Source organism: Pantoea sp. B65 (assembly GCF_047308185.1).
Taxonomy (GTDB): domain Bacteria; phylum Pseudomonadota; class Gammaproteobacteria; order Enterobacterales; family Enterobacteriaceae; genus Erwinia.
On the sequence record NZ_JAHXPU010000037.1, the window covers coordinates 162,229 to 187,897 of the forward strand.

At 54.3% G+C, this 25,669-nt stretch carries 24 protein-coding genes and 1 pseudogene; 10 read left to right on the plus strand and 15 right to left on the minus strand.

What is annotated here, in order from left to right; translation table 11 throughout:
• Nucleotides 1–140 precede the first annotated feature (140 nt).
• Nucleotides 141–1,784 (plus strand): dihydroxyacetone kinase subunit DhaK, encoded by a 1,644-nt coding sequence (locus JWF83_RS17235; RefSeq protein ID WP_413651638.1) that lies wholly within the window; start codon nucleotides 141–143, stop codon nucleotides 1,782–1,784.
• A 45-nt stretch (nucleotides 1,785–1,829) separates the two neighbouring features.
• Here the strand turns inward: JWF83_RS17235 and sbmA are convergent, their stop codons facing one another.
• Nucleotides 1,830–3,065, minus strand: coding sequence for a peptide antibiotic transporter SbmA (sbmA, locus tag JWF83_RS17240; RefSeq protein ID WP_413651639.1), 1,236 nt, complete (start codon nucleotides 3,063–3,065; stop codon nucleotides 1,830–1,832).
• Nucleotides 3,066–3,393: 328 nt separating this feature from the next.
• On the opposite strand from sbmA, the gene JWF83_RS17245 reads away from it, so the two are divergent.
• The 3 genes from JWF83_RS17245 to JWF83_RS17255 are packed head-to-tail and all read left to right on the plus strand — an operon-like array spanning nucleotide 3,394 to nucleotide 7,249.
• Nucleotides 3,394–4,131: a gluconate 2-dehydrogenase subunit 3 family protein gene (locus JWF83_RS17245; protein WP_413651640.1), complete on the plus strand. Its 738-nt coding sequence runs from the start codon at nucleotides 3,394–3,396 to the stop codon at nucleotides 4,129–4,131.
• A gap of 2 nt (nucleotides 4,132–4,133) precedes the next feature.
• The gene (locus JWF83_RS17250) at nucleotides 4,134–5,918 is read left to right on the plus strand and encodes a GMC family oxidoreductase (RefSeq protein WP_413651641.1); all 1,785 of its coding nucleotides are present in this window, start codon (nucleotides 4,134–4,136) and stop codon (nucleotides 5,916–5,918) included.
• Nucleotides 5,919–5,935: 17 nt separating this feature from the next.
• Entirely contained in the window at nucleotides 5,936–7,249 is a 1,314-nt protein-coding gene (locus JWF83_RS17255; RefSeq protein WP_413651820.1) for a c-type cytochrome, read from the plus strand.
• Between the two features lie 489 nt (nucleotides 7,250–7,738).
• Here the strand turns inward: JWF83_RS17255 and JWF83_RS17260 are convergent, their stop codons facing one another.
• On the minus strand, nucleotides 7,739–8,062 hold the full coding sequence (locus JWF83_RS17260) for a cupin domain-containing protein (protein ID WP_413651642.1): 324 nt from the start codon (nucleotides 8,060–8,062) through the stop codon (nucleotides 7,739–7,741).
• Between the two features lie 15 nt (nucleotides 8,063–8,077).
• A complete protein-coding gene (locus JWF83_RS17265) occupies nucleotides 8,078–9,244 on the minus strand; it encodes an oligogalacturonate lyase family protein (RefSeq protein ID WP_413651643.1) in 1,167 nt (388 codons plus the stop codon).
• A 246-nt stretch (nucleotides 9,245–9,490) separates the two neighbouring features.
• Here JWF83_RS17265 and JWF83_RS17270 point away from each other — a divergent pair, with 246 nt between their 5' ends.
• Complete coding sequence (locus JWF83_RS17270) at nucleotides 9,491–10,129, plus strand: RpiB/LacA/LacB family sugar-phosphate isomerase (RefSeq protein WP_413651644.1); 639 nt, start codon at nucleotides 9,491–9,493, stop codon at nucleotides 10,127–10,129.
• Between the two features lie 109 nt (nucleotides 10,130–10,238).
• Here the strand turns inward: JWF83_RS17270 and JWF83_RS17275 are convergent, their stop codons facing one another.
• Nucleotides 10,239–10,376 carry a hypothetical protein gene (locus JWF83_RS17275; RefSeq protein ID WP_413651645.1) on the minus strand — a complete coding sequence of 46 codons (138 nt, stop codon included), beginning with the start codon at nucleotides 10,374–10,376 and terminating at the stop codon, nucleotides 10,239–10,241.
• 23 nt (nucleotides 10,377–10,399) lie between these two features.
• On the opposite strand from JWF83_RS17275, the pseudogene JWF83_RS17280 reads away from it, so the two are divergent.
• Nucleotides 10,400–10,522: pseudogene (locus tag JWF83_RS17280) on the plus strand (LysR family transcriptional regulator); the annotation flags it as partial.
• Between the two features lie 158 nt (nucleotides 10,523–10,680).
• Nucleotides 10,681–11,118 carry a VOC family metalloprotein YjdN gene (gene yjdN, locus JWF83_RS17285; RefSeq protein WP_413651646.1) on the plus strand — a complete coding sequence of 146 codons (438 nt, stop codon included), beginning with the start codon at nucleotides 10,681–10,683 and terminating at the stop codon, nucleotides 11,116–11,118.
• A 99-nt stretch (nucleotides 11,119–11,217) separates the two neighbouring features.
• Here the strand turns inward: yjdN and JWF83_RS17290 are convergent, their stop codons facing one another.
• Nucleotides 11,218–12,261, minus strand: coding sequence for an acyltransferase family protein (locus tag JWF83_RS17290; protein WP_413651647.1), 1,044 nt, complete (start codon nucleotides 12,259–12,261; stop codon nucleotides 11,218–11,220).
• A 189-nt stretch (nucleotides 12,262–12,450) separates the two neighbouring features.
• Entirely contained in the window at nucleotides 12,451–13,320 is an 870-nt protein-coding gene (locus JWF83_RS17295; RefSeq protein WP_413651648.1) for a nucleoside-specific channel-forming protein Tsx, read from the minus strand.
• Nucleotides 13,321–13,695: 375 nt separating this feature from the next.
• Between JWF83_RS17295 and JWF83_RS17300 the strand changes: the two genes are divergently transcribed.
• The gene (locus JWF83_RS17300) at nucleotides 13,696–14,475 is read left to right on the plus strand and encodes an ABC transporter substrate-binding protein (protein ID WP_413651649.1); all 780 of its coding nucleotides are present in this window, start codon (nucleotides 13,696–13,698) and stop codon (nucleotides 14,473–14,475) included.
• A 5-nt stretch (nucleotides 14,476–14,480) separates the two neighbouring features.
• A complete protein-coding gene (locus JWF83_RS17305; RefSeq protein ID WP_413651650.1) occupies nucleotides 14,481–15,608 on the plus strand; it encodes a DUF2817 domain-containing protein in 1,128 nt (375 codons plus the stop codon).
• On the opposite strand, the gene JWF83_RS17310 is transcribed toward JWF83_RS17305, so the two are convergent.
• Nucleotides 15,570–16,349 (minus strand): 2OG-Fe(II) oxygenase, encoded by a 780-nt coding sequence (locus JWF83_RS17310; protein ID WP_413651651.1) that lies wholly within the window; start codon nucleotides 16,347–16,349, stop codon nucleotides 15,570–15,572. The two genes, JWF83_RS17305 and JWF83_RS17310, sit on opposite strands and share 39 nt — an antisense overlap.
• A 119-nt stretch (nucleotides 16,350–16,468) precedes the next feature.
• Here JWF83_RS17310 and JWF83_RS17315 point away from each other — a divergent pair, with 119 nt between their 5' ends.
• Nucleotides 16,469–17,368: a LysR substrate-binding domain-containing protein gene (locus JWF83_RS17315; RefSeq protein WP_413651652.1), complete on the plus strand. Its 900-nt coding sequence runs from the start codon at nucleotides 16,469–16,471 to the stop codon at nucleotides 17,366–17,368.
• Here JWF83_RS17315 and JWF83_RS17320 read toward each other — a convergent pair whose 3' ends face one another.
• The 8 genes from JWF83_RS17320 to JWF83_RS17355 form a co-directional block, all read right to left on the minus strand.
• Nucleotides 17,369–18,139 carry an ABC transporter ATP-binding protein gene (locus tag JWF83_RS17320; protein WP_413651821.1) on the minus strand — a complete coding sequence of 257 codons (771 nt, stop codon included), beginning with the start codon at nucleotides 18,137–18,139 and terminating at the stop codon, nucleotides 17,369–17,371.
• Nucleotides 18,140–18,163: 24 nt separating this feature from the next.
• On the minus strand, nucleotides 18,164–19,030 hold the full coding sequence (locus JWF83_RS17325) for an ABC transporter ATP-binding protein (RefSeq protein ID WP_413651653.1): 867 nt from the start codon (nucleotides 19,028–19,030) through the stop codon (nucleotides 18,164–18,166).
• Nucleotides 19,002–19,907 carry an ABC transporter permease gene (locus tag JWF83_RS17330; protein ID WP_413651654.1) on the minus strand — a complete coding sequence of 302 codons (906 nt, stop codon included), beginning with the start codon at nucleotides 19,905–19,907 and terminating at the stop codon, nucleotides 19,002–19,004. Before JWF83_RS17330 ends, JWF83_RS17325 begins: the two co-directional genes overlap by 29 nt.
• On the minus strand, nucleotides 19,904–20,941 hold the full coding sequence (locus JWF83_RS17335; RefSeq protein WP_413651655.1) for an ABC transporter permease: 1,038 nt from the start codon (nucleotides 20,939–20,941) through the stop codon (nucleotides 19,904–19,906). Before JWF83_RS17335 ends, JWF83_RS17330 begins: the two co-directional genes overlap by 4 nt.
• Nucleotides 20,938–22,569, minus strand: coding sequence for an ABC transporter substrate-binding protein (locus tag JWF83_RS17340; protein ID WP_413651656.1), 1,632 nt, complete (start codon nucleotides 22,567–22,569; stop codon nucleotides 20,938–20,940). The genes JWF83_RS17335 and JWF83_RS17340 overlap by 4 nt, the downstream gene beginning before the upstream one ends.
• 97 nt (nucleotides 22,570–22,666) lie before the next feature.
• Nucleotides 22,667–23,821 (minus strand): mandelate racemase family protein, encoded by a 1,155-nt coding sequence (locus tag JWF83_RS17345; RefSeq protein ID WP_413651657.1) that lies wholly within the window; start codon nucleotides 23,819–23,821, stop codon nucleotides 22,667–22,669.
• Between the two features lie 481 nt (nucleotides 23,822–24,302).
• Nucleotides 24,303–24,569 carry a transposase gene (locus JWF83_RS17350; protein WP_413651658.1) on the minus strand — a complete coding sequence of 89 codons (267 nt, stop codon included), beginning with the start codon at nucleotides 24,567–24,569 and terminating at the stop codon, nucleotides 24,303–24,305.
• A gap of 283 nt (nucleotides 24,570–24,852) precedes the next feature.
• Entirely contained in the window at nucleotides 24,853–25,272 is a 420-nt protein-coding gene (locus JWF83_RS17355; protein WP_413651659.1) for a hypothetical protein, read from the minus strand.
• Between the last annotated feature and the right edge of the window lie 397 nt (nucleotides 25,273–25,669).

Genomic DNA, 25,669 nt, shown 5'->3' on the forward strand with positions numbered 1-25,669 from the left:
TTAATGGAAATTTGCCCGATAATCTCGCGCATAGATGACAATCGCTGTCGAATAAGTGACATCGCCTTATCCGGCAACTGAAACATGGCAGAGAGCCAGTGACGGCTCTGGTTGATAACCCACACCCTGAGAGGATTTCTATGAATCAGTTTTTTATGAATGAGAAAAGCGATCTGGTAAATGAAGCGATTGAAGGGGCGCTGATCGGCACGCCGTTTCATAACCTGAGTAAGCTGGAAGTTGATACTGATATTCGTGTGGTGGTGCGTAACGACTGGGATAAAAGCAAGGTTGCGTTGATTTCCGGCGGTGGTTCCGGCCATGAACCGGCGCATGCCGGCTTTGTCGGCAAAGGGATGCTGACCGCCGCGGTCTGTGGCGATATTTTTGCTTCCCCCAGTGTGGATGCGGTGCTGACGGCGATTATCAACGTGACCGGCGACGCCGGTTGCCTGCTGATTGTGAAGAACTATACCGGCGATCGGCTGAATTTTGGCCTGGCGGCGGAAAAAGCGATACAGCTCGGTTATCAGGTGGAAATGGTGATGGTGAAAGATGATATTTCACTGCCGGATAACCCGCAGCCGCGCGGCATTGCCGGTACCGTGCTGGTGCATAAAATCGCCGGTTATGCCGCAGAGCAGGGACTGCCGCTGCATCAGGTGACGGCGCTGGCTAATCAGGCGATTGCCGACACCAACAGTATCGGGCTGGCGTTTGCGACCTGTCATATTCCGGGCGAAGCGCGCGACGAGCGGCTGGATGCCGGACACAGCGAATTAGGCATGGGTATCCATGGCGAACCCGGGGTATCGATATTAAAAACGCAGAACAGCCGTGAAATTGTCGCTATCGTCGCGGAAAAACTGCAAGAAAATCTGCCGGAAGATAAAAAAGTGGTACTGCTGTGCAATAACCTCGGCGGCTTTTCCGCCCTGGAGATGGCGGTGCTGACGCGTGAAGTGCTGGCTTCGCCGCTGGGCGATCAGGTCAGCCATCTGGTGGGCCCCGCCACTATGGTTAGCGCGCTGGATATGAAAGGTTTTTCCCTGTCGACACTGCTGCTGGACGCCGATCGCGAAAACGCCTTGCAGGCCCCGGTGGAGGCCTTTGGCTGGCAGCCGTTAGTGAAACTGCAGCCACTGCAGCCGCAGCCAGCAGAAAAAGCGGCACAGCAACGCCATTTTTCTCCGTCGGCTAATGCGCCGACCGGGAGGATTGTCGCCACCGTCTGCGAAACGCTGATCGCACTGGAGAGCGAGCTGAATAAACTTGATGCCCGGGTGGGGGATGGCGATACCGGCTCAACCTTTGCCGCCGGCGCGCGCAAAATTCTGAAACTACTGCAGCAAAATAGCCTGCCGCTGAATCAGCCGGAACAACTGTTGACGCTGGTGGGTGAGCAACTGGCAGTGGTGATGGGCGGCTCCAGCGGGGTGCTGATGTCGATTATGTTTACCTCGGCCGGACAGAAACTGGAGCAGGGCGAGCCGCTGTCGCAGGCGCTGCAGTATGGCCTGCAGCGCATGAAACATTACGGCGGGGCGCAGCCGGGAGATCGCACGATGATTGACGCCCTGGAACCGGCGCTTAACGCGCTGGCCGCTGGCAACGATCTGGCTGCCGCTGCCGCGGCAGCCAGCGCCGGCGCGGATGCCACTGCGCAGATGACCGTCACCCGCGCCGGGCGCTCATCCTATCTCAATCAGCAGAGTTTGCACGGGGTGAAAGATCCGGGGGCCTATGCGGTTGCGCAGGTATTTGCCGGTTTGAGTCAGGGCTGACAGCGAGCGCAGGCAGACGTCAGCTGACGCCTGCCTGCGCGGGTACTAATCGGGATTAACCGCCACCATCTCCGCCGGCGCCTCACCATCCAGCACCTGTTCAAAGCTGCGCAGACGTTTATAGATCGACATCAGTTCAACCAGCGTCGACCATGAGGTGATCAGATACTGGAAAGAGCCCCGCACCTGGTCAAAGACGTTGGTGATTTGCTGCATCAGGCCGAGTGTAATCGTACCGGCAATAATCGACGGGAAGAGTACAAAGATGCCAAATACCGTGTCCACCTGCAGATAGAGAATGCGGGTGATATTGAAGTAAAGGTAGTGAAAGTAGAGGCGGAAGTAATTAAAGCGCACGCGCTGAAATAGCTCGCTGGCGGTGGCCGGGCTGGCGCGTTGCGCATCATCTTCACCATACACCAGCTCTTTACGATAGGCCGCTTCGACGCGCTGATTACGGAACTCCAGCCCGGGTAATTTGATCCCCACCACTGCCAGTAAGCCGGTGCCGAACAGCGACCACAGCAGGGCGACAATCACCAGCGCATAGGGCACCTTGCCGAGAATTGGTACGCTTTCCACATGCTTTGACAGCGCCACCAGTACCGGCAGGAAGGCAATCAGGGTCATAATTGCCTTAATCAGATTGATGCCCCAGTCTTCCAGAGTACCGGAAAAGCGCATGGTGTCTTCCTGCACTCGCTGGGCGGCGCCTTCAATGCCGCGCAGTTGCTGCCAGTGCGTCATATAGTAAGTGTTCATCGCCGTGCGCCAGCGGAAAATCCAGTGACTGATAAAAAAGGCGCTTAATACCCCAATCACCACCGCAATCAGCGCAATGCCGAGGAAAGCCTCCAGTTGCTGGTAAAATACACTGATTTTAATTGAATTCGGGTGCCCGAGCGCATTCTGAATCAGATCGTAGAACGGGCCATACCAGGCATTAACCGCCACGCCGACCTGCACATCAAACCAGGTCACGAAGATAATTAAAGCACTGCCGAGAATCGACCAGCGTTGCCAGGGATGGGGACTGAAGATAAACCATGCCAGTGCGAACAGTCCGACTACCGCCAGATAGTAAAAATAGAACCAGAGCTGCGCCGGCTGAATAAAACGCAACGCGTTGTCAGGGATAGGTTTATTAGCATAATCCGCCATGCTGCTGAGATGGAAAATAAGATTGCTGCCAATTTCGAACCAGAACAGTATTGCCACCAGGCTCCAGAGCGCTGCGCTACTGAAAAACAGCGCTGGCCGTGGGAAGAAAGACTTAAACATAGGCACTCCGCTGTTGTTGTCTGATAGTTATAGCGCCGTTCGTGTTTACAGTCTGTGGTGGGTTGTATCTGAGAGTAACAAGACGGGCAGTATTAGCAGATTATTCTAATCTGACCGCGGGCAGCGATCGCGAAATGTTAAGTAATTTGTGTGTTTTTGTTTCTGTGGTCTGAAAATTCTGCAGCATTGCTGTTACAATAAATGGCTTTGTTACCGGTAACAATTAAGCGTAACGGCCTGAGACCCACTACTATCCTGATATAACCATAAAAACTGATACTCACTTATCTATGCGTGTCGCGCGGCGATGGCGTGTTAAGGCAATGTAATGTCACAAGAAAAAACAGGCAGCACCAGGAGGGACTTCCTCCTCAGAACTATTTCGCTGGCTCCGGCGGTGGCGATTGGCGGCAGCGGTATCGGTTCGCTGGCGCTGGCGGCGGAGGCTCAGGCGCAACAGAGCAATGCTGCCGCAGCGCAGCAGGCGAAAGATTATCAACCAATATGGTTTACCCGCGAAGAGTACGCTTTTTTGCAGGCCGCGGTTGCCCGGCTGATCCCGGCCGATGAGCGTGGCCCTGGTGCGCTGGAAGCAGGCGTGGCGGAGTTTATCGATCGGCAGATGAATACGCCTTACGCCATTGGCGCCAACTGGTATATGCAGGGGCCGTTTGCGGCTGATGCCGACCCGGCGCTGGGCTATCAGTTACCGCTGGTGCCGCAACAGATCTACCGCCTTGGTCTGGCCGACGCCGATGCGTTTGCTAAGGCGCAGCATGGCAAGGTATTTGCCGAATTATCCCCGCCGCAGCAGGATGCCCTGTTGCAGGCCTTTGAAAGCGGCAGCGCTGAATTTAAGCAGTTGCCGGCCAACGTCTTCTTCTCTTTCCTGTTACAGAACACCCGTGAAGGTTTTTTCAGCGATCCCATCCATGGCGGCAATCAGGGCATGGTGGGCTGGACGCTGATTGGCTTCCCGGGCGCCCGCGCTGATTTTATGGATTGGGTGGAGCGCGGCGAACGTTATCCGTTCCCGCCAGTATCAGTACGTGGGGAAAGGGCATAAGCATGGCAAACGAAATGAAAAAAGTGGATGCGGTGATTGTCGGTTTTGGCTGGGCCGGATCGATTATGGCGAAAGAACTGACCGAAGCGGGGCTGAATGTGGTTGCGCTGGAACGCGGCCCGCATCGCGATACCTATCCCGACGGCGCTTATCCGCAGGTGATCGACGAACTGACCTATAACGTGCGCAAAAAGCTGTTCCAGGATCTGTCGAAAAGCACGGTCACTATTCGTCACAATGCGGCGCAAACCGCTCAACCTTATCGTCAGCTGGCGGCGTTTCTGCCCGGTACCGGTACCGGAGGCGCTGGTCTGCACTGGTCGGGGGTACATTTTCGCGTTGACCCGATTGAGCTGCGGATGCGTAGCCACTACGAACAGCGTTACGGCAAAAAATTTATCCCGCAAGGGATGACTATTCAGGATTTTGGCGTTAACTACGACGAGCTGGAGCCGTTCTTCGATCAGGCCGAGAGAGTGTTCGGCACTTCCGGTTCCGCATGGAGCATCAAAGGTCAAGTGGTCGGGAAAGAGAAAGGCGGCAACCCTTTTGCGCCGGACCGTTCCGGCGACTTCCCGCTGCCGGCGCAAAAACGCACCTTTTCGGCGCAGCTATTTGCCAAAGCGGCGCAGGCGGTGGGTTATCATCCTTACGATCTGCCGTCGGCCAATACCTCCGGCCCCTACACCAATACCTATGGGGCGCAGATGGGGCCATGCAACTTCTGCGGTTACTGCAGTGGTTACGCCTGTTATATGTACTCCAAGGCCTCACCCAACGTGAATATCCTGCCAGCGCTACGTCAGGAGCCAAAGTTCGAGCTACGGGTCAACTCTCACGTGCTGCGCGTCAATCTGACCGCCGATAAACAACGCGCCACCGGAGTGACGTATGTCGATGCGCAGGGACGTCAGCTGGTACAACCGGCGGATCTGGTGATCCTGTCAGCGTTCCAGTTTCACAATGTCCATCTGATGCTGCTGTCCGGTATTGGCAAACCTTATGATCCCTTAACCAACCAAGGCACCGTCGGGCGCAACTTCGCCTATCAGAATATCTCCACCATTAAAGCCTTCTTCGATAAAGACGTGCACACCAATAACTTTATTGGCGCCGGCGGCGCCGGGGTGGGGGTCGATGACTTTAATGGCGATAACTTCGATCACAGCAAATATGGTTTTGTCGGTGGCTCGCCGTTCTGGGTTAACCAGGCGGGGGTGAAGCCCATTTCCGGTCTGCCGGTACCGCCGGGCACCCCAGCCTGGGGTAGCCAGTGGAAAGCGGCGGTGGCCGACCACTATACCCACCATATCTCCATGGACGCTCACGGCGCGCACCAGTCTTACCGCACTAACTATCTCGACCTCGATCCTAACTACAAAGATGCGTATGGTCAGCCACTGCTGCGTATGACCTTTGACTGGCAGGATAACGACATCAAAATGTCGCAGTTTATGCATCAGCGCATGCATACCATCGCCGAAGCCATGAATCCAAAGCTGATCACCGGCGCAGCGAAAAAAGCGGGCACTCATTTCGATACCACGGTGTACCAGACCACCCATATGAACGGCGGCGCGATTATGGGGGAAGATCCGCAAACCAGCGCCATTAACCGTTATCTGCAGAGCTGGGATGTACCGAACGTGTTTGTTCCGGGCGCATCGGCCTTCCCGCAAGGGCTGGGGTATAACCCAACGGGCATGGTCGCGGCGCTGACTTACTGGTCGGCTAAAGCGATCCGTGAACAGTATCTGAAAAACCCCGGTCCGCTGGTGCAGGTATAAGGATAATGATCATGGCGATGAAAAATGGCTTATCAGCCCTGTTACTGTGTGTGCTGGCATCTGGCGTACAGGCGCAACAACCGGATGGCGGCGATCTGATTAAGCGCGGCGACTATCTGGCGCGTGCCGGCGACTGTGTGGCCTGCCACACCAGCAAGGGCGGTAAACCCTTTGCCGGAGGGCTGCCAATGGCGACGCCGATTGGCACCATCTTCTCCACCAATATTACGCCAGATAAACAGAGCGGTATTGGCAGCTATAGTTACGACGATTTTCAGAAAGCGGTGCGTCATGGGGTAGCGCAGAATGGTGACACCCTTTATCCGGCGATGCCTTACCCCTCTTATGCGGTGGTCAGTGATGAGGATATGCAGGCGCTGTATGCTTACTTTATGCAGGGTGTGGCGCCGGTAGCACAGCCCAACCGGGACAGCGATATTCCATGGCCGCTGTCGATGCGCTGGCCGCTGGCGGTGTGGCGTGGCCTGTTCGCGCCGGATGTGAAAGCCTTTCAGCCAAAGACGGGTGAGGATCCGTTGCTGGCGCGTGGTCGCTATCTGGTGGAAGGGCTGGGGCACTGCGGCGCCTGCCATACGCCACGCAGTATCACCATGCAGGAAAAAGCGCTGAATAATGATCAGGGCAGCGACTGGCTCGCCGGCAGCAACGCGCCGATCGATGGCTGGACCGCCAGCAATCTGCGTGGCGACAGCCGGGATGGTTTAGGCCGCTGGAGCGAAGACGATTTGGTGCAGTTCCTGCGCACCGGTCGCAACGATCATAGCGCAGTGTTTGGCGGCATGACCGATGTGGTTGAGCACAGTCTGCAGTATCTGGAGAAAGACGATGCGACGGCGATTGCCCGCTATCTGAAGTCGCTGGGCGCCCGCGATGTAAATCAGAGCGGTTTTAAGCCGGACGACAGTGTGGCAACAGCATTATGGCGCGGCGATGACAGCAAAACCGGTGCGGCATGGTACGTGGACAGCTGCGCCGCCTGTCATAAAACCGATGGCAGCGGCTATCCGCGTTTCTACCCGCAACTGCGTGGCAATGCGGTGGTGCTGGCGGACGATCCCACCTCGCTGATCCATATCGTGCTGACCGGTAATACGCTGCCTGGTGTGAAAGGGGCGCCATCGTCGATCACCATGCCGGCCTTCGGCTGGCGCATGAGCGATAGTCAGGTGGCGGAGGTGGTGAACTTTATCCGCACCAGTTGGGGTAATCGCGCCAGTAACAGCGTAACCGCGCAGGACGTGGCGAAAATACGTAAAGATGAGAGTGTCGCCGCACATCTCGGCGCTGCCGATGTGGAGAAATTAAAATAACCGCCAGGGTTACGTGACCACCTCCTTGTTCTGTAGGGGAGCCATTAATGGCTCCCGTCCCGAAGGTGGCAGCAGTGCAAACCATTGATACGGGCGGCATAAATGCCGCCCCTACAGGGGAATACCTGAGCCCCTGCTGTAGGGGAGCCATTAATGGCTCCCGTCCCGAAGGTGGCAGCAGTGCAAACCATTGATACGGGCGGCATAAATGCCGCCCCTACAGGGGAATACCTGAGCCCCTGCTGTAGGGGGGCCATTAATGGCTCCCGTCCCGAAGGTGGCAGCAGTGCAAACCATTGATACGGGCGGCATAAATGCCGCCCCTACAGGGGAATACCTGAGCCCCTGCTGTAGGGGAGCCATTAATGGCTCCCGTCCCGAAGGTGGCAGCAGTGCAAACCATTGATACGAGGGGCATAAATGCCGCCCCTACAGAAGAATATCTGCCCCCTGATGTAGGGGAGGCATTTATGCCTCCCTCAGCCGGTATCAGGAAAGAAAATCTTCGCGTTGCGGCGTAAAAGTATCCAGCAACGTACCGGCTTCCAGACAGACACAGCCATGTATCACATGCGGCTTCTTATACAGCGTATCGCCAGCGGTCACTTCATGCGTCACGCCATCAATGGTAAAGGCAAAACGCCCTGACAGCACATAGGTCAGCTGTTCATGCGGATGGCTATGTAGCGGACCTACCGCATCCCGGGCAAAATTCACTTCAACAGCCATCATGCCGCCGCTGTGCGCCAGAATCCGGCGGGTCACGCCATTGCCTAAATCTTCCAGGCGGGTCTCTTTTTTAAAGGTAAACATAGGGGGTCCTGTGGATTAAGCGGTTAATGGTGCTGGCAGCGCGGCCAGATAGAGTGCGGGCTGACCTTCATAATCCGAGGTAAACAGCACCTGACGGCCATCCGGGGTAAATGACGGATGTGGATGGGTGACCTGACGATCGCCATTCAGTACGCGCCATGAGCTGTTATGTGCTGCCAGACGGAAATGACGGCGCTGCGGCACATCAAATACATACAGCCAGGGGTCATTCTCAATAGTGTAGCCTTTGGTATCCTGCACATCGACTGGGGTGCCGGAGCCATCGCCAACCAGTAACGAGCCATCTTCATTACTCATCAAATGTGAGCAGGCAGGCATAGTCATCAGTACTTCATTGCTATGCGTCAGCGGATCGAAGCGGCAAATCTGACGGTCAGGGCGATCTTTATGATAGGAAACATAGATCAGCGCCGATCCGTCCGGCACCCAGAACTCATGGGTGCAGCTCTCTCCCACCGCATGATCTTTCACCTTACGCAGATTGCTGCCATCTTCGTTAATCAGCCACATGCGCGCATCCACCAGATCATGCGGGCCTTCGTGGCAGAATGCCACGGTAGTGTCATCGTGAGGGCGGTAAATCGGGTGACCCAGCCACAGATGCTGCTGGTGGATGGTTTGCGCTTCACCGGTTTTCAGGTCGACACGCAGCAGACGACAGTGCGGGTTTTTTTCGAAGAAACGCTGGAAAATATGCCAGTCGGTCAGTGGTTCCCAGTCTTCACGGGCGATTTCAATGCCCACCAGCTGCGTACAGTCACTGTTCGCCACCCAGGTACCGTAACCGACCCAGTCAGCAGGCACCTGATAGATGGTGGTCTCCTGCAGCGTGGCCAGATCAACCCGTTGCAGGCTGCGTTCATTTTTTACATACCAGAGATAGCGATCGTCATCTGACAGAAAGCCGCCAAAGGTATTATCACCCTTGCCTTCGGTAAGCTGCTGCGCTTCCTGTGTTTGCAGATCGAGCAGGTAGTAGTTACGAGGGCCATCGAATTCGGCGGCAAACAGCAGCCGATTACCGTCACGGGTAAAGCACTTCTGGTAGAAGTAGTTACGGTGACAAAGCACTTCCGGCGGCGTCAGACGGGTGATGGCGGCGCCGGTCTCCGGGTCCCTGAAATGATGGAACGGAAGTTTAATTTGTAAGCCCTTCGCCATACTTTTCTCCTTATCAGCCTGGCATTGATTTTTTATTGAAACATCGTTTCATAATTGACGGTAAGCATATCCTTTTAGCGTTCGCTGCCGAGGGAAAACCGACAGAATTGAGAGCAGGATCACAATAAATGGCGCGGGATTGGGTCAGTGGGAGACATCTATCTGGAAAAATGAAACAATGTTTCATAAATATAGTGAGTGGTAAAAACTCACTGTTCCTTAGCCAATGACGTAAAGGGGAGAACCATGAAGATTGCACTGATGATGGAGAACAGTCAGGCGGGCAAAAATGCAATAGTCCTGAAAGAGCTACAGCAGGTCGCTGACAGCAAGGATTACCCGGTTTACAACGTCGGCATGAGTGATGAACAGGATCATCATCTGACTTATATTCATCTCGGCATTATGGCCAGCATTCTGCTGAATGCCAAAGCGGTCGATTTTGTCATCACCGGCTGCGGCACTGGTCAGGGCGCGCTGATGTCACTGAATATCCATCCGGGCGTGATATGTGGTTATTGTATCGATCCGGCGGACGCCTTCCTGTTTGCGCAAATCAATAATGGTAATGCGCTGGCGCTGCCGTTTGCCAAAGGCTTTGGCTGGGGCGCTGAGCTGAATCTGCGCTTTATCTTCGAGAAAGCCTTTACCGGTGAGAAAGGTCAGGGTTATCCGCTGGAGCGTAAAGAACCACAGGTACGTAACGCGGGCATTCTGAATCAGGTGAAGGCGGCGGTGGTGAAAGAGAACTATCTCGATACCCTGCGCGCCATTGACCCTGAACTGGTTAAAACCGCAGTGAGCGGCCAGCGTTTCCAGCAGTGTTTCTTTGAAAACTGTCAGGATAAAGAGATCGAAGCGTTTGTCCGTCAGCTGGTGGCGTAAGCCAAAAGAGCGGCATCGCCAGATGCCGTTGTAATATTCCGGGCGCATCCGTGGCTGATAATAGTGATTTAATTAAATCGCGGGTGATGTCACCACCGCCCGCAACTATTTAACCGGGCAGCTGTGGATACACGCCGGGTCCTATTGGCAGGCCAAGCGCATACCAGGCCAGCAGCAGCAGGATCCAGACGGCGAGAAACTTCAGCGCCAGATCCAGCGCGCTGATTATCGCGGTGGCAATCGTCATGAGTGACGAGCGGCTAGTATAGCGTGGTGGCGCTGGAACTCGATCAGCCGCTGCCAAAGGCGACCTTTTTTCTGATTCAGCGGCGCGATACCGCACTGACGCCGATGGGGGCCTATATGGCGCAGCTGTTTCGTCGTAGTTGCTGACCGCCGGCTGGCTGGGATGCGATGATAAAATCGCCCCAATGTGCGGGCTGACGCCCATTTTATGCTGGCAAGGCTGACTACACTTTGCGCTGAGTGATAATCACGCCATAACACGGATAATCGCCGTGCGGCGTCCTGCCATTATTGAGGAGTCAGCCATGCAAGTGCATCCCTATCTGTTTTTTGATGGTCGCTGTGAAGAAGCGATCGCTTTTTATCATCAGTCATTTGGCGCCGAACTGCTGTTTAAAACCACCTTCGATGATATGCCTGCGGAGCAGATGCAACAGGAAGACTGCGCTTCCGCTTATGACTTTCCGCCGGACAAAATTATGCATGCCCAGCTGAAAGTGGGCGACAGTGAAATCATGATGAGCGACGGCAATATGGCCGCTACTGAGCAGCAGCATAGTGGCTTTGCCATCAGTCTGGCGACCGATGATGTCGACGAAGGTAAAAGCTGGTTTGATAATCTTGCGGCCGGAGGCAATGTCACCATGCCGTGGCAGGAGACTTTCTGGGCGCAGGGTTTTGGCATGCTTACCGATAAATTCGGTATCCCGTGGATGATTAATGTAACAAAACCGGCAGAGTAATAGCGCCAGGCGGCGGCCTGGGGCGGCAGGGAAATACCCGGCTGAATGCCCTATACCCTGGATGTCCAGTTGCCTCAGTCGGGTGTTTTTAAGCGGTGACTATCGGGATCGGGAAAAGTAATCCATTGATGGTTTTTCTATGATCCGGTTGATGATAAAGGCACTTAGGATACAGGCGGTTAAATAACATATCATAACGATTGGGGTGGTGCTGAAGTTCATTATTTTACTGAAAATAAATATCAATACCGGGTGGATCAGATAGATCGGGTACGATATATCACCGAGGAAAACACCTAATTTATTGTTGGTTAATTTAAAAACCGCACCGCTGGCCTTTGAGAGTGAGTAGATAAAAACGCCAAATAGTAACGGAGACAATATTTCATTATTTCTGTTGTACTGCATTTTGCAGAATAAAAAGAAGAAGGCTGAGATACACAGTAGTTGTATCAAGCTCTCCTTTAGATACGATTCTGTACTGCCTGAGCGAATCAGCAGCTGGTAGCAAAGTATCCCGATGGCATAGTCCATTAAGCATCTGAGCACGCCGTAAGGGATAAAACTGTAGGCCAGCCGGTAATTGATATTCATAAAATCAGGTGAATCGAGATTGATCTTCAGGAATGAGAAAAGGATCAAAACCAGTAAAAAAGGTGCGGTAATGGCTTTCGCTTTCTTTTCCAGAAAATAGACCAGCGGGAAAATCAGGATCCCAATCAGCAATTCAGCAGAAATAGTGTTTGCCACCCCCATAGGTTCAATTAGCGGGAAATCGCTTCTGCTATTGGAGGGGATCATTTGTGAGATAGTGATGATTTTGAAAAGATCAAATGCATTAGGGTGAGGAAGCTCTTTCCAGATAATAAACAAGGGCACGCTAAGAATAATACAGGTTATATATACCGGGAATAGCCGTTGATAGCGCTTTTTGGCGAAATTTATTGCATCAAAGTTATCATTATTCAACACCGATGCGGCGATAACAAAACCACTCAGCACTAAAAAGAAATCAACCGCTAAGATAAACGATAACGGCATGGCGATATTATGGTTCCAGTAATACATATGACCAATGCAGACGAGCAGTGACATAATGCCACGAAAAAAATCAAGGCTAACGTTTCGCTGTGTCAACTTCATTTTGTTTCCCTGTTTTACCCAAAGGCAACATCAATATTACTCAGGATGCTCTCATGACTATCCCGATAACTTCAATATCTGAATGCCGGTGGGACTAAAACAGGTGGTGTGGTGTGACATGGATCGGCAACGGGACGGCATTAAGTTACCCCAGGGGAGGGATAAATGCCGCCCGCTGCCGGGTCAGAATCAGAAGTTGTAACCCACCACCAGGTAGTAACCCCAGCCGGTCGATTTCACGGTAAAAGGTCCTTTACCGAAGTCCAGTTCCGTACCGTCCGCCCACTGTCCACCGTTGTGGAAATAACGCGCCACCACCGAGTAGTGCCAGTGATCGTAACCCAGAGACAGGATATGGCTGGAGGCGATGGAGTTATTGGTACGCGCGTCACCCGCTTTATCACGCAGCTCGGAACCAAAATCGAAGTTAGTAAAGCCGATATAGTTCAGGTTGCCGCCCCAGAGCGCGGTCAGTGGTACGAAATATTTGATTTTAAAGCGGTAGCCATCCCAGCTGTCCTCATTTGCCGCACCGTAGTTTTCCCACTGGTATTTGGCATAGATATTCGCTGACAGTGACACTTTGCTATGGGTATCGATATCGGTGCCCAGACCCATATACCAGGTGTTCTGGCGGTTGGCTTTGTTATCGCCCATATCGTAGATATAGTTGTTGGCGAAGTACCACTCTTTAAATGGCCCAAAACTCAGATCGCTATTGGTCAGTTTATCAATTGAGAAGCGCGGTTCGATCTCCATAAAGAACGGTGAGCCGTCGTCCCAGGCGCCGGTATCGTTGCCATTCCCCGCGCCAAACACTTTGGGAACGTCGATATAACCGTAAAAATCGAACCAGTCTTTATGGGCAAAAGCTTCGTATTCCAGATAGACGTCATTATTCAGCTGCGGCCCAAACCGTGTGTGGTAGCTACCCACTACGTTAGCGCTCTGATGCCACCAGTCGGATAGGTACTCTGCGTTATTGGTTTCGGCAACTGAAGATGCGCTGTATGACATCGCCAGCAGCGTACTCGCCGCCATCAACATTTTTGTTTTCATTTGATTACCACATGCTTAATGACCATTCGCTGTACAACAATGATGGTCTTGTTATGTAGCCCCTGCAGGACAGGAGGGTGATTTTCGTCGTCACAAAACAGAGCCAACGCCTGTTGAAGAATGTCCGCGCATCGTGCCTGTAACAGGGGAATAGAAAATAGATATTACTCACATTTGTCAAAGTTTGTTTCATAATGATTCAGAAGTTATGTGATCTTAATCACAAAATTGCCGGAGTTAACGCAAACGATTGTTCGCTGAAAAAAGCAGCGGGGAATTCGTCCGGCGATTGAGCGCTGCCATAAAATGATCAACTATGTTATTAAATTGAATAATAAATCGTTCATTGTTTACCTTTCTTCCCGGGGATCCTGTATGAAAAAAATCGCGCTCTCTGTTTTGCTGGCTCTGACCGCCGTCAGTCACGCTGCTTTCGCGGAAACGCAGTTGCGTTTTGGCGTCGATCCGACTTTTCCGCCGTTTGAATCGAAAGCCGCCGACGGCTCGCTGCAGGGTTTTGATATCGATATGGGCAACGCCATTTGTCAGCAGTTGCAGGTGAAATGTGTCTGGGTGCAGACCGGCTACGACGGCATTATTCCGGCGTTAAAAGCGCGTAAGTTCGATGCCATTCTGTCGGCGATGTCGATGACGGAAAAACGCCGTCAGCAGGTAGCGTTTAGCGATATGCTGTACATTACGCCAAGTGCGCTGGTGGCGAAGAAAAACAGTGTGTTAAGCCCGGATGCCGCTACCCTGAAAGGGAAAGTGATCGGCGTGGCGCAGGGTACTACGCAGGAGTCTTATGCGCAGGCTGTCTGGGCGCCGCTGGGTATTCAGGTGGTCTCCTATCCAAACCAGGAAGAGATTTATCCCGATCTGGCTTCCGGTCGTGTCGATGCCACCCTGACTAACGCCGCCTCTGCGGAAACCGGCTTTCTGAAAACCCCGCAGGGTCAGCAGTTTGCTATCAGCGGGAAAACGCTGCTGGATAAAAAATGGTTTGGCGAAGGCACCGGTATCGGCTTACGTAAAGACGATGAACAGCACCGTCAGATGATCAACAGCGCGCTGGCGGAGCTGCACAAAAACGGCACTTATGACAAGCTGGCGAAGAAATACTTCACCTTTGATATTTGGCACCAGCCAGAGTAAGCCTGATGAGCAGCAGACAGCAGCAACTGCCGGATTTTAACGCGCAGCGTGCGCGTTTCCTTGCGGCCGTCGCCCGGCTTGCGGGTGAGGTGATCTGTTATCCCCACCCGCTGCCCGGGCCGCACGGCGAGGCCCTGGCGACCGATGTCGCGATCATCGGTCGGCCTGAAGCGCGCAACCTAATGGTGGTGGTTTCCGGCACCCACGGAGTTGAGGGCTATTACGGTTCTGACAGCCAGATTGCCTGGCTGGACAGTCTCACCGCCGGCGCAATGCCTGACGATATGGCGCTGGTGATGGTGCATCTGATCAACCCGTGGGGCAGCGCCCATCTGCGACGTGTTAATGAAGATAATGCCGACCTGAATCGTAACTTTATCGATTTCAGTCAGCCGTTGCCGCACAACACCGCTTATCCGGCGCTGCATGATATCTATCTGTGTCGTGACAGTAACGGACAGCAGCGTCAGCAGGCGGATGCCCGGATGCAGGCGCAATGCGCGCAAATCGGCTGGGTTGGGGTGAAGCGTATTGTCGAAGCCGGACAGTACCAGTTTGCCGACGGGATTTTCTTCGGCGGCACGGCAGCCAGTTGGTCGCACCTCACCCTGAAACAGATTATTCAGCGTCATCTGTGCCATGCGCAGCAGATTATCAGTTTTGATCTGCATACCGGCGCCGGTGCTTATGGCCACCCGATGTTGATGGCGATTGCCGAACGTAGCTATCCGGCGCTCGATAACGCCCGGCAGCTGTTTGGCCCCTGGCTGACAGTGCTGATTACCGGTAAAAATCGTGACAGTGAAACCGGCGTCACCGCCACGGCCACCGGGTATTTATCGCAGTTTATGCTGGATAATCTGCCGGATGTACGGCTGATGCAGTTGGTCATTGAGTGTGGTACCTATGACGGGGAAACCATGCATTCGCTGGTACGTGACGACCACTGGCTGCATCTGTATGGCGACCCGGCCAGCGCCGAAGGCGAGGCGATTAAACTGGCGCTGTATGAAGGCTTTTATCCGGCGGATAGCGACTGGCAGGCGCTGGTGGCATTACGCACCCGGCAAATTTTTGCCAGGGCGTTTAATGCGTTACAGGCGTCCGTAGAAGGTCATTCTGGCGGTTTCTGATAAGGCGATGTCCGGCCGGGCATTATAGGCCAGCACCACCAGCATCCGGGTGGTAGCGCCGGCGGTGGGCGTGACGCGGTGCAGGGCGTTACGCCCGCGGAACAGCACCAGATCGCCCGGGTCGATAGCTAACTGATCCACTGTCCGTTCGCCGTCCAGCACCTGCTGTACCCCGGCGAAATTCATCTCGCCGCGGTCAGCATCGCGCAGATTGCTGACGTACTCAAAGACGCCACCGGCCTGCGGTTTCTGGATCAGCAGGGTGATGGCAAATGACGAGTTATCAAAATGCCAGCCCAGCTCCTGCCCGCGATGAGCGTAGTGCAGGTTGATTGACGACAGCGAATCGCCATAGGGGTAAAGCTGTGGTTCACCGAGTACCCCACAGAGAAAGTGTTTAAACGACTCTGCATTGTAGAGTGTGCGCAGCGGCGAACTGGCCGGGATCTCCTCATCGGTAATGCAGCCTTTTGACGAAATCACCTGACGATTGCGTGGATGGTCGGCAGGCAGGCTATCATCGGGTTTGCTCAGATAAACATTGTGGCTGCTGCTGGCATAGAACGCCTGATGGCTGTGGGCCTCGCCCTCCTGCTTAATCGCCTGCAGGGCGCTGGCGGTGAGAAAATCGCGCAATACCAGCGCGCCGCTCTGGTCAAGGCGTTGCTTACAGGCGGCGATATAGTGCTCGTCGCCAAGCGGATGACATAACCGGTTGACGACAGGGTCCAGGCTGTTCATGGATACTCCGGGGAAGACGGATAATCGTTCCACTGTATAAGAGTTCTGGCCGCGAGCCGTAACAATAAAAACTTAATCCGGTGCATAGCCAGGCTTAATGCCTGACAGGATCCTGCTCTATGATGAAATCGGCGAAACTGCCGCGTCTCAATGCCATCGTGGCATTTAAAACCGCTGCCGAAACCGGCAGTCTGGCAAAAGCGGCAACCCAGCTGGCGCTGACGCCTGCGGCTGTCAGCCAGCAGATTCGGCAGTTGGAACAGCAACTCGGCGTGCTGGTGTTTACCCGCTCGCAATCAGGGGTGCAGCTTACTACTGCCGGGCGGGATTATCTGCGTTATGTTATTGAAGCATTCGATATTTTACAGCTGGCGCAGCAGCATCTGCAGGCGGCGCCGCAGCAAAATCAGCTGACGCTGGTGTCGTTGCCGGCGCTGGCGTCAAAATGGCTCACCCCGCATTTAGGCGAGTGGCTGCGGCAGCATCCCGCTATCAATATCGCCGTGCAGGCCACCCATGCGCGGGTGGATTTCACCTCTTCGCCGGCAGATTTCGTGCTCTGTTTTGGCGACCATCACTATCCGCAGTTGCAGCAGCTGCCGTTGTTTCAGGATCAGGTGCTGCCGGTGTGCAGCCCGCAACTGCTGGCTGCCGCGCCAGAGAGCTTTAATCCACTGGCTTATCCGCTGATTCACCTCGACTGGGGCAATGATGGCCGTTATCTGCCGGGCTGGAGCGACTGGCTGCAGATGGCCGGTATAACAGCGGACAGACCGTTAAACGGACTGACGTTTAACCTTACTTCGCTGGCGATTGAAGCGGCGGTGCAGGGCAATGGTCTGCTGCTGGGGCAGCGGATGCTTATTCAGCAGGAGTTGCGGCAGGGCACTCTGGTGGTGCCCGATAGCCGCGCGTTGCCGTTAAGTAAACCCTATTATCTGGCCTGGCCTGAACGCACCCTGGCAAAACCGGGTGCGCAGGCGATGATCGGCTGGCTGCAACAGCTGGCGCAGCACTAACTATCCGGCCGCCCGTGCCGCCATTTCGCGGCTGTAGTGGCGGCTGGCCTCCAGCAACCGTTGACTATATTCAACCTGCGCGCCGCCGCTGAGTAGCGTATCGGTATCGAGGGCTTCCACAATCCTGCCGAACTGCATTATCGCCACCCGGTGACAAAGGTGAGCGATAACCCCGAGATCGTGGGTCACCATCAGATAGGTTAACCCCTCTTCCTGCTGCAGGTCGCTAAGCAGGTTGAGGATCTCCGCCTGTACCGAGACATCCAGCGCCGAGGTCGGCTCGTCCAGCAGCAGCACCTGCGGCTGCAGGATTAAGGCGCGGGCAATCGCCACGCGCTGACGCTGACCACCGGAAAGCTGATGGGGATAGCGCGTACGGAAGGCACGATTCAGCCCGACTTTTTCCAGCATATCGTTAACCCGCTGATCACGCTGGCCGATAGCATGGATCTCCAGCGGCTCCTGCAGAATATCTTCGATGGTATGGCGCGGATGCAGTGAGCCGTAGGGATCCTGGAACACCATCTGCACCAGACGACAGCGGTCGTGGCCGATATTGTGCTCCAGCGGCTGACGGTTAATCGCCAGTTCACCCTGCCAGTGGGTAAACAGTCCGGCCAGACACTTCAGCACGGTGGTTTTGCCGGAACCAGACTCGCCGACCAGACCAAAAATTTCACCCTGCCGCACGGCAAAGTTGACGTCGAACAGCACCTGACTGGCCTTTTTCCCGGCATTAAATGTCAGATTGAGCTGCCGGACGTCGATCATAGTGGATGATTGCACAGGAGCTCCTTAATCGGTTAGCCAGCTGGATTGCCGCTGGAGGACGGGAAGGCGCGGACGACGATGCTGCATATCCGGCAGCGCGCTGAGCAGCCCCTGGGTGTAGGGGTGTTGCGCCCGATCGAGATCGGCGGCGGCGATTGATTCCACCACCCGCCCGGCATACATCACCAGTACCCGGTCGCAGAAGCTGCGGACCAGGTTGATATCGTGGCTAATAAAAATCAGCCCCAGCCCGCGTGACTGTACCAGGTCATCCAGCAGCGCCAGTACCTGCAGGCGGACTGACACATCGAGGGCGGAAGTGGGTTCGTCGGCGATCACCAGCTCAGGATCGGTAATCAGCATCATGGCGATCATAATGCGCTGTCCCTGGCCGCCGGAGATCTCATGGGGATAGAGATGATAAACCCGCTCCGGCTGACGGATCCGCACTACATCCAGCATGTCGATCACTTTGCTTTTGGCGGCGGCATGGGAGCAGGGATGGTGCGAGCGCCAGGCTTCAGCAATTTGATCGCCGACGCAGATCACCGGATTCAGTGAATATTTGGGATCCTGCATGATCATTGAGATTCGTTTACCGCGGATCTGGCGCATTTGCGCTGCCGAAGCGTGCAGCAGATCGATATCGGCAAACTGCATACGTTCGGCGCGGATCTGCGCTTTAGCCGGATGCAGCTGCAACAGCGCGCGCCCCACGGTTGATTTACCGGAGCCAGATTCACCGACAATCGCCAGTTTTTCTTTGCCGAGCTGAAAGGAGACGCCACGCACCGCCGCGGTTTCCTGACGTCCGTTAAAAAAGCTGACGTGCAGGTCGCGCACGTCCAGTAACGCCGGAGCGTTATTCACTGCGGGGATCGAGTATGTCACGCAGGCCATCTCCTAAAAAGTTGAACGCCAGACTGTTGATCAGAATCGCCAGTCCCGGAATCGTCACCACCCACCAGCACTCCATCATGTAGGTGCGGCCGCTGGAGATCATGGCTCCCCATTCCGGATCCGGCGGCTGGGCGCCGAGGCCGAGAAAGCCGAGGCCCGCAGCGGTGAGAATGATCCCCGCCATATTCATGGTGATACGGATAATGACCGACGGCATGCATAGCGGCACAATATGACGCCATAACACCCGTAGCGATGACGCGCCCTGTAGCCGCACCGCAGAGATAAAATCCGCCTGCCGCAGTGACAGGGTTTCCGCCCGCGCCAGACGGGCAATCGGTGGCCAGGCGGTAAGAGTGATGGCGATCACCACATGTTCCAGGCCGGGGCCAAGCGCCGCGACAAAGGCCAGAGCCAGTACCAGACTGGGGAAGGAGATAAAGATGTCGGTAATGCGCATCAGCAGCATATCGACCTTACCGCCAAAGTAGCCAGCGGTGACCCCCAGCAGCAGGCCGAGCGGGCCGACGGTAATCGACACCAGCAGGACGATATACAGGGTGATGCGCGCGCCATATACCAGACGGCTGAAAATATCGCGGCCAAACTCATCGGTACCAAACCAGTGGACGGCATTCGGCGCTGTCAGAGCATTATTTAAATCCTGCACCAGCGGATGAAAAGGGGCAATCCACGGCGCAAACAGCGCAACAATCATCAGCAGTAGCACAATGCCGCCGCCAATGGCGGTCAGTGGGTTTCGCGCCATGCGCAGCAGGAATTGACCTATTCTGCCGGCACGGCGACGCAGGTTTGCCAGCCGCTGCGCGCTGCTGCCGTTGGCGGGAGAAGCGAGCGAGATAGTCATGCTTTCGTCCTCGGATCGAAGACCTGATACAGCAGGTCAGAGAGCAGGTTTAGCATCACAAAGATGATGCCTACCACCAGTACGCAACCCATTACCGCATTCATATCCCCCAGCAGCAGGCTGCCGGTAAGATAGGAACCAAAACCCGGCCAGGAGAATACTGTTTCAATTAACACCGCGCCTTCCAGCAGCGAACCATAGGCCAGCGCCACCACCGTCAGCAACTGCACCAGAATATTGCGGAAGGCGTGCTGCCAGATCACTTGCCACTCGGTCAGTCCTTTAACGCGCGCGGTGATGATGAACTCCTGTGACAGCTGAGCCAGCATAAAACTGCGCGTCATACGGCTGATATAAGCCATGGAGTGAAAGCCGAGCAGCGAAGCGGGCAATATCAGATGGTTCAGCGCATTGCGGAACACCGTCCAGTTACCTGCCAGCAGCGAGTCCAGCAGCAGCAGGCCGCTATGGTTAGTGACCTGACCATCCAGACTGAAATCCAGCCGCCCGGCGCCGCCGACCCAGCCGAGCCAGGCGTAAAACAGCAATAAGCCCATCATCCCCACCCAGAAGATCGGCGTGGAGTAGCCCGCGAGGCTGATAATGCGTACCACATAGTCACTCAGGCTATTACGCCGGGCTGCCGCCAGAACCCCCAGTGGGATGCCCAGACCGGTGCCGATAATAATCGCCAGCGTCGCCAGTTCGAGGGTCGCCGGGAACACACGCAGAATATCATCCGCCACCGGCTTGCCGGTCAGTAGCGCATTGCCTAAATCGCCGTGTAGCAGGGCGTTGAGATAGATAGCAAACTGTACCCACAGCGGCTTATCAAAGCCCAGCTGATGAAACACCTGCTGATAAGTGCTGTGGTCGGCATCCGGCCCGACGATGGCCAGAACCGGATCGATTGGCATCACGCGCCCGATAAAAAAGGTCAGCAGTAGCAGGCCAAACAGGGTGATCGCCACCTGCATCACGCGGCGTCCCACCCGGCGGACGGGACTGTCCGCTAACAACCATGCTGTGGTCATGGTGCGTTCCCCTCTGTGGCTGGTACGGACTTGGATACATCACGCAGAAAGGTGGTTGCCGAGGGGTGCGGCTGATAGTGCTGCACTTCATTCCGCACCACCACCGAATCCACCATTTGCGACAGCGGGATAAGCGCCGGGATCAGGCGGTCATAGCGCTGCTGAATAGCGTAATAGTCCTGCTGTTGCCGGGCCGGGTCGCGCTCCAGCAGCGCCTGATCGATCTCGCTATTGAGTTGCGGGTCATAGAAACTGGTGCGCCAGCCCTGGAAGTTGGTCAGGCGTGCGGCGTCACTGTTATTGGGGTTGTAGACCAGCGAACGCAGGCTGGAGTGCGGGTGAGGCTCAACTCCGCTGCCGCCGCGGCCCACCAGCATATCGAAGCGGCGCTCACGCATTGCGCCGTAGATCTGGTTACCGGTGCCGGTGATGATTTTGGCGCGGATCCCGGCCTGCATCAGCGTCGACTGCACGGCAATGGCAATATTGAGGAAGGGTTGATCAGCCAGCACGCGCAGGGTGGTATCAAAACCCGCCGGGTAACCGGCCTCCGCCAGCAGCGCTTTGGCGCGTGGGATATCCAGTTTATAACCCGGATCCGGCAGGGTGGCGGGCATGCCGGACTGAATCGGACGCTGGTGCAGAATGCCATATCCCGGCATCAGCGCCTTGTTAATTCCCTGGTAATCGATCAGGTAGCGCACCGCTTCGCGTACTTTGGCATTGGCGAAATGCGCTTCCTTCATGCTCATCGCCACATAATAGATGGTGCCTTTTTTCACCGCATCGACGGTCAGATTCGGGTCGTGGCGCAGGGCATTGATATCGGAGACCGCCATACTGCTGGCAATATCCAGATCGCCTTTTTCAATCATCAGGCGCAGGGTTTGCGACTCCTGAAAATGGCGGAATACCACACGATTTAGTTTTGCCGGGCCACGCCAGTAGTCGGGGTTACGGCTGATGCGCAGAACATCTTTTGCCTGCCAGATATCAAGGCGGAATGGCCCGGATCCGGCTTCATTGGTGGTCAGCCAGTGATTGCCCCAGTCGCCATTACGCTCGTGGGACTGTACGGTTTTGCGATCCAGTACCGAACCGCTGCCCAGCGCCGCAAGAGAATAGATCACCAGCTGCGGATCGTTGGCTTTCGGCAGCGCAATTTCTACCGTCCAGGGATCGGGCGCGCGCACCATCTGATCGACATTCTGTTTGCTAAAGCCATAAGACTTCCAGACTGAAGCCTGCGCCAAATTGAGATGCAGAATACGACGCATCGACCACACTACGTCTTCTGCGGTCAGCGGGTTGCCGGAGTGGAAAGTGACCCCCTGGCGCAATGTAAAGGTCAGCAGATTATCGTCGCTATTCACCTGCCAGCTGGTGGCCAGCGCCGGGCGGACATTCGTCAGCTGGTCGGGATCCAGTTCGACCAGCGAGTCATACAGATTAACGACAATGCCCACGACTTCATTACCGGTCATTGCCGCCGGGTCGAGAGTGAGCAGGTTATTCATATTCATGCCGATGATGAGCTGGTCGGGCGGAGTTTTCGCCTGCGCCGCACCGCCATGCATCAGCAACAGCAGCGCAAACATCCACGCGGCTGTCAGGGTGCCAGTGTTCATATTGTACCTTCCGGGTAGAGTCAGAGGTTTATTCCCCCTTCGTTGCTGAAGCTGTCGCTTCGGCTGACTTGGGGGTTATTGTTTTTCTGCCCGTAGATCAGTCGCGACTGACGGTATGGGTCTCTATGTAATCAAAGTTAATGTCCTCCCCCAGTCCGGGGCGATTCGACAGATGGACGAATCCCTGCTCATCCATGGGATCAACCAGGCTGTGGAGATAAGCCGGGGGCTGATCGTAATCAAGGAACGGATGCAGCAGACCGCGTTCGTACCAGCGGCAGTTACGGATCGCGCCGACTACCGCCAGGCTGGCAGCGCCGTTGCCATGGACCTCACAATCCATACCGAAGGCTTCGGCGAGGCTGGCCACTTTCATGCAGGGAGAAATGCCGCCAACGCCATTGGCGCCGGCGCGCAAAATATCGCAGGCGCCCGCTTTGACCCAGTCGGCACGGCTGTGGTGTTTCCCGCCGAGGCTTTCCGGACCAATCACGTCAATCGACAGATTTTCCGCCAGCCAGGCGTAGGACGCCATACTCTCCTCTTCCATTGGCTCTTCAAACCAGGCAAAGTTGAGTTTTTCCAGCGCCTTACCGATGGTCAACGCCTGACTGCGGCTGTACCAGTGATAGCCATCCAGCATCAGTTCAATATCCGGCCCTACCGCTTCGCGCACGGCGGCGCAGGCTTTGATATCCATTTTGGGGTCCGGCGCAAAGGCGACTGGCGGCATCCAGGTATGCAGCTTGATCGCCTGGTAACCACGCGCCACCAGTTTTTCCGCGAACTGAGCAAATTCATCCGGGGTCGACAGCCCGCCCGGTAGTTCATCACCGCACATGGTGCTGCCATAGGCCGGGACTTTTTCGCGATAGCCCCCCAGCAACTTATGTACCGGCATCTTCAGCTTACGGCCAATCAGATCCCACAGCGCCTGTTCAACAAAAGAGAGCGCGCGTTCTGTCAGCTGGTGGGCGCTACCGCGTTGCCAGTGCACCAAATCCTGCCACAGGCGTTCACGGTCAAAGGGGTTCTGACCAATCAGTACTTTTTTAAAGAAGGCGTTAACCACATGGGGGCGTACGACTTCCGGCGGTGCAAAGGAGTAGCCGCAATCACCTTCATCGCTGGTGATGGTAAGCATCGCCATCGTCGCCAGGCTCTCTTCACCGGGGTGTGAATGACCAGCGCTGTCCGCGACGCGTCGGGTAGGGTAATTAAAAACGGTGACATCAACAGAGCGTATTTTCACAATAATTCCTGCCGTCAGAGGGTTTCCAGGGAAGTAACCGCCGGGCGATGACACCGCCTGCAGGTGAGTGTCGCCCGGGTTTTGCTATACAGTGTGGTGCTTTTTAATTCTAAAACACCGTTTCAATTATACACTGTATAGTTAACAATCAGTTCTCGCCCTGGTGAAAGCGGAGTAAATACGCATCATTTTTCGGGCAAATGCACAGGGTAACGTGAGCATAATCACCATAATGTTGTGAAATGTGATCTGTATCGGCTCCCGGCGTATACCGCAGAGCTCCGGATATCCGGACGATATCCGGAGCTAAGCCGACGGCTTACCGCCAGTTTCGAAGGCATCAATAGCAGGGGAATAGACTGATATTTAGCGCTTCACAGGGCCAACGATAGCTGCTAAATAATGTTGTTAGCCGGAAAAAAAGAGAAAGAGAGTTTAACGAATAGCTAAAGATGATAAGTGCATTCGTGGATCATCTGGCCTAACGGTTTTTTTTTAGTTCATTAAGCAAAATATTTTTATCCTGCTCCAGTTCTCTTATCCGGGTCATTAAGCGTTTATTCTCCATCTCGAGCATTCTTACTTTTTTCTGGCTTTCAACTTTCTTTGGACTGTATTTATTCCTCCAGTTATAAAAAGTGGCTTGTGATATTCCCATGATCTTACATACATCCTGAATATTACCACCGACTTCGACCTGCTTTAGCGTAAAGTGGATTTGTTTCTCACTGAATTTTGTTCTGTTCATGACCGTCTCCCACTAGCGGAATGTACTTTATTGGGCATGGCTTAACAAATTCAGAATCAAATAATGGTAATAAATATTTATCTAAAAAACCGTTATTTAATCTGATGATTTTTGAACATCACATGGTGATATTTAATTAATATTAAAAGTAGTTTTTGTTATAGTGAAGATGACGATGCCTGCGATATCAAAAGATGCACATTAAGATATTTCCTATAAGAATTGATAAAGTCAGAATAAATTCAAATAAAACAGAGTGATGTTAATCATAGAACAGCGGTTTTCATTTGGCACCGTTGGTTTTTGCTACCCCACTCTGTCTTGATGTTATCTCCTTGTTTATCAACTGATATGAGAGAGAAAGCAGGTAACGGAAATCCTCACGCCACGAGTCCAGATCACCATTATTGTAAATATCATTTAACCAGGCGATACAGAGGGTATTTGCACCATCGCGAAATAGCTCTAACCCCTGGGTACGATCGAGAATTGCAGAGAGTGTGAAGGACGACTCTTTCGACATTTGTGTTTCAGCGTTTTGTCTGGCAACCGGATTGGCATTCGCCGCTTCTATTTGTGCTTTAAACGCGTTGGCGATGTCCGAGGCCGCATCTGCCGGCGGTTCCGGGCAGACTCTTAAATCGGCATTACTGCCGTTCAGGGCGCCGGGAACCACCACCACGGCACGCTGTTCATCGGTCATGGTTATAATCCCGGCTCTTTTATCCTTTATTATCTGATAGTCAACGGGATAGTCTCTGGGGTTATTCCATGGCGGATAAAATGAGGAGCAGCCTGCCAGGATAATTCCCGGGCAGAAACAGAGCGAGGCGATGAGACAGCGCTTCATAGGACACCTCAGACCGTCATGAACAGAGTAGAGGTGATTATAGGTTTACTGGCGGGGTTTATTTATTTTGGCCGGTTATTCTAAAATTAAAAAAGCATTAAGAATGCTACCCTTTTTTACTGAGTTGTTTACTGTTTTTTTTATTGATTTTACGTATATATTAGTGTCATTAACAGAAGCAAACGATAGTTATGGTGGCGACTAACTCTATTTTTAGTTAAATGAACTTTGTATTAATTTAAAATAGAAG